Origin of the sequence: Streptomyces sp. NP-1717, assembly GCF_022695985.1 — a bacterium.
In the GTDB taxonomy this organism is placed as follows: Bacteria; Actinomycetota; Actinomycetes; order Streptomycetales; family Streptomycetaceae; genus Streptomyces.
This window is the reverse complement of sequence record NZ_JAAPBF010000277.1, coordinates 1-8,493: the sequence shown is the minus strand read 5'-3', so window position 1 is coordinate 8,493 and position 8,493 is coordinate 1. Positions and strand designations below refer to the sequence as shown.

The window sequence follows — 8,493 nt, the reverse complement described above, 5'->3', positions numbered from 1 at the left end:
CTGCGGTACGACGGGCTGTACGACCGGCGGCTTCGCCACCGGCTTGTCGGGGACCTCGTCGCCCGTCAGCGCCCACACCAGCCCGGCCGCCGCCGCGAGGGCGACCACCGACGCGATCCCCGCCTTCATCGGCGCGCCCAGGCCCTCGGCCGCCGCACCGCCCGCCGCGCCACCGGCGCCACCCGCCGAACCCGACGCGCCACCGGCCGCCGCCGCCGCACCGGCTCCGGCCGCACCCGCCGCGCCGCCGGCGACGACCCCGGCGGCCTTGAGCGAGTAACCGGCCGCGAACCAGCCGATGACCGCGATCGGGAGCACCGCCGGAATCCCGGCGTTGACGTGCGCCAACTCGCCCGCCACGATCCGGCACTTCGCGCACTCGTCCAAGTGCTTGCGCAGCCCGCGCTCGGCGCGGATCCGCAGCCCGCCCCGCGCGAACGCCCCGAGCCGGTCGGCGTACTGCGCGCAGTCACCGGCCGAGGCGACCGCCGTGTTCACATGCGCCTGGAGATACGCCTGCTTGAGACCCTCACGCGCCCGACTGGCCAGCACGGCCGTGGCGTTGGCCGTGAGACCGAACAGCGGCGCCACCTCGCTGGGCGACTCCTCCTCGACGGTGGTGTGCCAGAGCACCGCCTGCCAGCGCTCGGGCAGACTGCGGAACGCCTGCATCGCGAGCGACCGCTCGGCCTCGTGCATGGCCCGCACGTCCGCGCCCAGATCGAGGGTGTCGTCGTCGGAAACCTCGGCCGAGCGCGCGGACGCCGCGGCGAACACCGCGAAGTCGTCGACCAGTTGCTCACGCTTGGCCGTCTTCGTCCAGGCGGCGGCGACGCGCCGTACGGTTGTCAGCAGATACGCGCGCACCGCCTGCTCCGGCCCCGCACCCCCGCGCACCGCCTGGAGCGTGCGCGCGAACACCTCGGCCGTCAGGTCGTCGGCGGTGTGGGCGTCCCGGCAGCAGGTGCGCGCGTAACGCAGCACGGCGGCCGAGTGCCGCCGGTACAGCTCCTCGTACGCCCCGTCGTCGCCCCCGCGCATCCGCTGGACCAACTCGGCGTCCGACGACGGCAGATCGGCGGCCGGTGCCTCGGCGGGCGCCCCGGCCGGCCGGCCGCCGCGCCCGCGCTGCGGCGGCACACTCGCGTCCGCCCCGCCCGCGGGCGGCACAGGAACAACGGGACCGACGGGCGGACCCACAGGTCCGGACGGTACGGACGGCCCGGCCGCTCCCGAGGAACCTCCCGGCCCGCCCTGGCTCGGCACCTGCCCGGACGGTGGTCCACCCGTCTCCGTACCGCCCGCGCCGCCATCCAGTGGCTCGTTCCGTCCGTCACCACTCATCGCGGAAGCCCCCGTAGCGTCCTGCAGACCCGAAACACCGAGTCAGCGTGCCACAGCGCCCGCCACCGCCAAACCCCCGTTGACAGCGACCACTCGTACGTGATCCGCCACCGGAAACAGGGCGCCGGTCAACGACCGCACCCGCGCGGTTCGACCGGCCCTCACCGAAACGTCGTTAACCAGGACATCCGCGCGGGAGCGCGTCCCCAGGCGGCCTTCACGGGCCACGCTCACGGCGAAGTGCGGTGCGGTAGTCGGACGAACTACTGTCCGACCACCGCCCCACAGACTCACGTTGACGCCGCACTACGCGGCCCGGGACCGAAGCCCTTCGAGCAGGATGTCCAGCAGCCGGGCCGAAGCCGCCGCCTGCTGCGCCGCGTCCGGCAGCGCGGGCGCCGCCGTGGCTATCACCAGCAGGACATCGGCCACCGTCACCCCCGGCCGCAGCTCGCCGGCCGACCGCGCGCGCTCGACCAACTGGCCGACGACGTCGAGCAGTTCGGCCGTGCCGGAAGCCGGATCCAGCAGATCGTCGTCCAGGGAGCCGACCGAGCCGGCCGAGGCGTGCTGCCCGGCGTGCTCACCCGCCACGACCACGCGCAGATCAGGCTGCCCGGACTGCCGCTGATGCGGCACCCGTGCCTCGTCCCCCGAGTCCGGCACGACCGTCGACTCGTCGACGTCCACCCCGACCCTCAGCACCTGCGGCGGCAGCAGCCTGCCCGCACCGGAAGCCACCGACGTCCGCAGGAAGCGGGCGAGCGCGGACCACGGCTCGTCCTCCTGCCCCAGAGCCGCCCGGGCCTGCTCCGTCAGCCGGGAGGTCTCCTCCTCGGCTATACGACGGACCAGCACGTCCTTGCTGGGAAACCGTCTGTAGACCGTGCCGACACCGACGCGGGCCCGGCGGGCCACGTCCTCCATCGGCGCCCCGTACCCGAGCTCGCCGAACACCTCACGAGCCGCACGCAGGACATGTTCGAGATTGCGCTGAGCGTCGACGCGCAGCGGTGCGGCACGGCCGATACCGCCGGTGCTCGCGCGTCCGTTGCCGTCCACGGAGACGACGGCCTGCCAATGAGAATCCTGAATGTGCATAAGCGTTCCCCCGGTAATGACGTCTCCCCCCGGAGACCTCCCCGCCTTGACAGCCGGGGCGTTTCGACCAGTCACGGTCGACACCCCGACGGAGTACGAACATAGTTGAGCCCCGGGGAATTCAGAAGGGGGTGGTTCCGCACAGTGCGCCCCCCGATCGGAGCAAGGACCGGAAGATGCCTGATTCGGCACTCGCCCGCCACCGGCCCCATACCACCTGACCTGCGAACCTTCCCTGTCACAGGGGGATTTGCGCACTTGGGGCCGCCGGAGGGCTCCGGTCACACAATTTGCCGAGGCTGTGGACAAACCAAGGACCCCGATGCCTCATGGGGTGGTGAAGGCAGAGATCTCCCGGGGGACGACCCCCGCACCACCGCCCCGCGCACGCGTTCTCGTCATCGGTGGCGGCTACGTCGGGATGTACACCGCGCTGCGGCTCCAGCAGAAGCTCAGGCGCGGCGAGGCGGAGGTCGTGGTCGTGTCGCCCAACGCGTACATGACCTACCAGCCGTTCCTGCCCGAGGCGGCCGCCGGCTCGATCTCACCGCGCCACGTCGTGGTGCCGCTGCGCCGCGTCCTGCCGGACTGCAAGATCATCGTCGGTGAGGCCAGATCCATCGACCACGCCAGGCGGGTCGCGACACTCACCACCCCCGCCTCCGAGGAAGAGGCCGCGGCGAGGGCGGACACCGACCGCTCCGGCGCCGGCACCCCGGACCGGATCAACGGCGTCGGCACCCCGGACGCGGGCCGGATCCCCGGCTCCTTCGAGATGACGTACGACGAACTCGTCCTCGCCCCCGGCTCGATCTCCCGCACCCTCCCCGTCCCCGGCCTCGCCGAACACGGCATCGGCTTCAAGACCGTCGAGGAGGCCATCGCCCTGCGCAACCACGTCCTGGAGCAGATGGACATCGCCTCCTCCACCCGCGACCCGGAACTGCGCGACGCCGCTCTCACCTACGTCTTCGTCGGCGGCGGCTACGCGGGCGTCGAAGCGCTCGCAGAACTCGCCGACATGGCCCGCTACGCCACCCGCTACTACCACAACATCAAGGCCGACGACCTGAAGTGGATCCTCGTCGAGGCCTCGGACCACATCCTTCCCGAAGTCGGCCACGACATGGGCAAGTACGCCATCCGCGAGCTGCGGGCCCGCAACATCGACGTACGCCTCGAAACCCGGCTCGACTCCTGCGAGAACCGGGTGGCCGTACTGAACGACGGCACCCGCTACCCCACCCGCACCGTCGTCTGGACGGCCGGCGTCAAACCCCACCCGATCCTCGCCGCCAGCGACCTCCCCCTCGACGGACGCGGCCGGCTCGTCTGTACGGCCAGACTCACCGTCGACGGCGCCGAACACGCCTGGTCGGCGGGGGACGCCGCCGCCGTCCCCGACCTGGCGGCGGACGAACCCGGCGCCGAATGCGCCCCCAACGCGCAGCACGCCGTCCGCCAGGCCCGGGTCCTCGCCGAGAACATCGTCGCCTCCCTGAGAGACGAACCGCTGAACGACTACCGTCACCGGTACGCCGGTTCCGTCGCCTCGCTCGGCCTCCACAAAGGCGTCGCGCAGGTGTACGGCCGGAAGCTCAAGGGCTATCCGGCGTGGCTGATGCACCGCGCGTACCACCTCAGCCGAGTCCCCACCTTCAACCGCAAAGCGCGCGTACTGGCGGAGTGGACCCTCTCGGGACTGTTCAAACGGGAGATCGTCTCCCTCGGGTCTCTGGAACACCCACGTGCCGAGTTCGAACTCGCCGCCGGAATGGAACGACCCAGAGACGTCTGACGTCCGATGTCAGTCCCGTCGGCCACACAGAACGTGTGACCATAGGTGGGTTCACATCTGCACAGAGTGATTCCGCAGAGAGCGATCCGGTAGCCCGCCAAGGCGAACAGCAACGACACCATGAGGCTTGAAAATCCGTGAATTTCACGCGTTGGAGCGCCCGGCTCCCCGGTACACAGCGCCGCATCGCGGCGCGTACGGACACGGGAGACTCCCCTGCCAAGCCACGGGACAATTCCACGCGTTCGCCGGGTGCCAAGAGTTCCGTGCCCGCCGCCCGCGGTGAATTCGAACGACACGGCGAGGAGCACGGCGACCGGACCGGCGAGCACCAGGACGGAAGACCGGCCGGGATCCCCGCCCTCGAAGAGCTGTCCGTCCGCGACGTCCTCGGCGGTCTCCCCGCCCTCGTCGCGCTCGTGTACGGCCCCGATCACCGCGTCGCCTACGTCAACGACGCCTACACGGACGCGTTCGGACCACGCGAGCCCGGCACGGCCGCGGCCGAGGGCTGCCCCGAACTCGTCGAACTGGGCCTGATCCCCCTCATGGACCAGGTGCTGCGCAGCGGGAAGCCCCGTACGGTCAAGTCCCGCAAGGTCCAGGCGGCCACCGCCGGCACGCCTCACGGCACCTCGCCGCACGCCTCCGGCCACGCCTCGGTCAACGGCTCGGCCACCGTGGCCCGCGACGGCTCGTACACGGTGACCTGCACCCCCGTCGAGACCAGCGGATCCGGCGGCGTCCTCGTCTTCGCCGCCGACGTCACCGACCACGCAGAAGCCGCCGAACGCCTGCGCGCCAGCGAGCGCCGGCTCCGCGAGACCGCCGTGGCCCTCCAGCGCTCGCTCCTCCCGCAGGAGCTGGAACAGCCCGACGACCTGCGCGTCGCCGCCACATACCAGCCGGGCGGTACGGACGCGGCGGTCGGCGGCGACTGGTACGACGTGATCACCCTCGGCGCCGGCCGTACGGCCCTGGTCATCGGCGACGTCATGGGCCGCGGCGTCCGCGCGGCGGCGGTCATGGGCCAACTGCGCACCGCCGTCCGCGCGTACGCCCGCCTCGACCTGCCCCCGCACGAAGTCCTGCAACTCCTCGACGGACTCGCCGCCGAGATCGACCCCAGCCAGATCGCCACCTGCGTCTACGCGGTCCACGACCCCAACGAGGGCCGGCTCGTCTACGCGTCCGCGGGGCATCTGCCGATCCTCGTACGCGCCGAGGACGGCACCGTCGCGCGCGCCGCCGACCCCACAGGCCCCCCGCTCGGCACCGGCGGCTGGATCCACACGTCCGGCACCATCGACCTGGCACCCGGCTCGACCGCCGTCCTCTATACGGATGGTCTCGTCGAGCGCCGCAGCGAGGACATCGACGAGGGCGTGGCATCCCTGGAGCGCGCGCTGGCCGGCGCCAAGGGATCACCCCAGGTCGTCTGCGACCGGCTGATCCGCGCGATGGGCGTCACGGCCGAGCACGACGACGACGTCGCCGTGCTGGTCCTCCAGCACCCCGCACGCATCGGGCACACCGCCGAGCTGTTCCACAACGCCGCGCTCGATCTGCTCGGCGGCATCGAGGCCGCGCCGCGCGCCCGCGCCTTCGCCTCGGGAGTCCTCTCCTCTTGGCGTTTCCCCGTCGAGCTGAAGGACCTGGGCGTGCTCGCCACCAGCGAACTCGTCGCCAACTCCCTCCAGCACGGGACCCCGCCGATGCGGCTCAGACTCCGCCGTACGGACCGCCGCCTGATCATCGAGGTCACCGACGGGGACGACCACCTGCCGCTGCGCCGCCACGCCGAACCGGCGGACGAGGCGGGCCGCGGCATCTCGATCGTCGCGACGATCGCCTCGTCCTGGGGCTCCCGCCGCACACCGGGCGGCGGGAAAGCGGTCTGGTGCGAGTTCGCGCTCCCTCATTAGGAGGCGTCCATCAGGAGGCGGCGACGACCTCCGGCTTGTGCACGGCGACCACCCGCGACTTCTGAGGCGCGAGTGACGGCTGGTCCTGTACGGGGGTGAGCTGTCGGCCCAGCCGCAGCGCCAGCACGCTGACACCGAGCGAGAAAAGTACGAACGTCACGATGTACGGGCCGTGCAACGCGGCCCCCATCGGCCCGCCCACAGCGGGCCCGACCGCCAGCGCGAGCTGCTTGACCAGCGCGAACGCGGCGTTGTACTGCCCGACCATCTCCTCCGGCGCCAGGTCCGCGACCAGGGGGGCCACGGTCGGCGACAGCATCGACTCACCGAGCCCGAACAGCGCGTACGTGGAGATGAAGGCGGCGGTGGCCATCGTCTGGCTGCCGTGCCCTAGGCCCGCGTACCCGGCGATGACCCAGGCGAGCGCCCAGATCAGCCCGACCGAGGCGACGACCCGGCTCCGCCTGCGCCGCTCGACCAGCCTGAGCACGACGAACTGCGCGACGACGATCACGGCGGTGTTCGCGGCCAGCGCGACACCGAGCGTCGACGGGTCTATCCCGGCGGCCTCGGTGCCGTACGCGGCGAGCCCGGACTCGAACTGCCCGTAGCAGGCGAAGAACAGCACGAAGCCCAGCACGCAGAGCTGCACCATCGCCCGGTGCCCGAGCAGCGCGCGCAGCCCCCCGCCCCCGGCCCGCGCGGCCATCTCCTTGGGAAGCGCGGCGGCGCCGGACGTACGGGGGAGCCGGACGGTGCCCGCGACGGCGGCCAGCACCAGGAACATCGCCGCCTCGACACCGAACAGCAGGGTGAAGCTCCCCGGCCTGCCGACATCGACGAGCTGACCGCCGATCAGACCACCGAGGCCGAGCCCGAGGTTCTGGAGGAAGAACTGCGTCGCGAAGGCCCGGGTCCGGGCCGACGGCTCCGAGCACCACACGATCATCGTGGCGAGCGCGGGCTGCATGACGGCCGTACCGGCGCCGAGCAGCACGGCCGCGAGCACGGCGGCCGGCACGGTCGCCGCCACTCCCATCGCGACCGCGCCCACGGCGGCCAGCACCGCACCACCGACGACGACGGGCAGCGGCCCGCGCCGGTCGATGACACGCCCGGTGAAGGGCAGCACGACGAGCGCGGCCATGGCGAAGACGGCCAGCACCGCCCCCGCCGTTCCCGCACCCAGGTCCCGCACCTGGGCCACATACACATAGAGATACGGGACGGTGAACCCGAGACCGAACGCGCTCAACGCGTTCCCTGCCTGGATCCGGCGCATCGCGGCGCCCATCACCCTGGTCACACTCACCTGCCTCTGAGGAGAAGACTCAACGCTGGAAGACCTGAAGTCTGTAGACTTCAAAGCTAAAGTTAGAACATGAACAATACACACCGAAGGACTTCAACGCCAACGACGGGCGTGCCATACTGCGCCGCATGTCAGACACCCCCGACGAACCGAGCCTCGACGAACAGATCGCCGCCTATCAGCGCGAGTTCGACGACCTCGACCCCCAGGTGGAGAAGGTCGTCTCCGCCCTCGGCCGGCTCAACCGCCGGATGAACGTGGCGTACGGGAGGCAGGTCTCCGACCTCGGCATCAGCAACGCCGAGTGGGAAGTCCTCAAGACCCTCGTCCTGGCCGGAGCCCCGTACCGCCTGGGCCCGGGCGAACTGGCCAAGCGTCTCGGTCTCACCCCGGCGGCGATGACCCACCGCGTCGACCGCATGGCGGGCGAGGGCCTGGTCACGCGCGACCGGGACGAGAACAACCGCGTACGGGTGATCGTCGAGCTGACGGACGAGGGCCGCACGAAGTGGCTGGAGGCCATGCGCATGGCCTCGGACTTCGAGGAGGACCTGCTCCAGGACCTCTCGGCCGAGGAACGCGGGGTGCTGGGCGGCCTGTTGACCCGCCTGCTCCGCAGGGTGGAACACGCCCAGCCGGATGCCGGCGGGCGCCTGACCGACCTGGACTGACCGGGAGTTGGGCGGAACGGATCCGGCGTTACGGAGTGGCGAACGGCCCAAGTTGACACCACCCGGGCCGGTCCGTAAGGTTCTTCGAGTTGTCATGGAGCCGTAACGGTTCCACGGCACACTCCCGCCGCTTGAATGCGGCACACAAACTCTGCGGGACCCCGGACCGGGAACAATTTCGGCATGCCGAAATCGATTACAGGGACTCGATTTGTGAGTCGACGGGGAAACGGGCTAGAGTTTGAAACGTCGGAACGGCCGCAGGGCCGGAAAGACAAACCCGCTGACTGGGAATCAGGCGCCGAAAGGTTCTGATAGAGTCGGAAACGCAAGACAGCAAGA

Annotated in this window: 6 protein-coding genes; 3 read left to right on the top strand and 3 right to left on the bottom strand. The window is 71.2% G+C overall.

Features of this window, described 5'->3' with window-relative positions; all coding sequences use genetic code 11:
* Together GXP76_RS31955 and GXP76_RS31950 are read right to left on the bottom strand one after the other, a co-directional pair.
* Positions 1–1,344, bottom strand: a 1,344-nt coding sequence (locus GXP76_RS31955) for a sigma-70 family RNA polymerase sigma factor (protein ID WP_242575114.1), incomplete at its 3' end; no start/stop codon positions are given.
* 306 nt (positions 1,345–1,650) lie between these two features.
* The gene (locus GXP76_RS31950) at positions 1,651–2,445 is read right to left on the bottom strand and encodes a helix-turn-helix domain-containing protein (RefSeq protein WP_242575113.1); all 795 of its coding nucleotides are present in this window, start codon (positions 2,443–2,445) and stop codon (positions 1,651–1,653) included.
* A gap of 322 nt (positions 2,446–2,767) precedes the next feature.
* On the opposite strand from GXP76_RS31950, the gene GXP76_RS31945 reads away from it, so the two are divergent.
* Both GXP76_RS31945 and GXP76_RS31940 read left to right on the top strand, forming a co-directional pair.
* Positions 2,768–4,243 (top strand): NAD(P)/FAD-dependent oxidoreductase, encoded by a 1,476-nt coding sequence (locus GXP76_RS31945; protein WP_242575112.1) that lies wholly within the window; start codon positions 2,768–2,770, stop codon positions 4,241–4,243.
* Positions 4,244–4,380: 137 nt separating this feature from the next.
* A complete protein-coding gene (locus GXP76_RS31940) occupies positions 4,381–6,168 on the top strand; it encodes an ATP-binding SpoIIE family protein phosphatase (protein ID WP_242575111.1) in 1,788 nt (595 codons plus the stop codon).
* 10 nt (positions 6,169–6,178) lie between these two features.
* On the opposite strand, the gene GXP76_RS31935 is transcribed toward GXP76_RS31940, so the two are convergent.
* Positions 6,179–7,462: an MFS transporter gene (locus GXP76_RS31935; RefSeq protein ID WP_242575115.1), complete on the bottom strand. Its 1,284-nt coding sequence runs from the start codon at positions 7,460–7,462 to the stop codon at positions 6,179–6,181.
* A gap of 146 nt (positions 7,463–7,608) precedes the next feature.
* Between GXP76_RS31935 and GXP76_RS31930 the strand changes: the two genes are divergently transcribed.
* Positions 7,609–8,151: a MarR family winged helix-turn-helix transcriptional regulator gene (locus GXP76_RS31930; RefSeq protein ID WP_242575110.1), complete on the top strand. Its 543-nt coding sequence runs from the start codon at positions 7,609–7,611 to the stop codon at positions 8,149–8,151.
* The last annotated feature ends 342 nt before the right edge of the window (positions 8,152–8,493 follow it).

What these genes read in the sequence shown, in the direction of transcription:
- GXP76_RS31950 (WP_242575113.1), bottom strand. Translation starts at nt 2,445, where the DNA reads ATGCACATTCAGGATTCTCATTGGCAGGCCGTCGTCTCCGTGGACGGC.
- GXP76_RS31945 (WP_242575112.1), top strand. Translation starts at nt 2,768, where the DNA reads ATGCCTCATGGGGTGGTGAAGGCAGAGATCTCCCGGGGGACGACCCCC.
- GXP76_RS31935 (WP_242575115.1), bottom strand. Translation starts at nt 7,462, where the DNA reads ATGGGCGCCGCGATGCGCCGGATCCAGGCAGGGAACGCGTTGAGCGCG.
- GXP76_RS31930 (WP_242575110.1), top strand. Translation starts at nt 7,609, where the DNA reads ATGTCAGACACCCCCGACGAACCGAGCCTCGACGAACAGATCGCCGCC.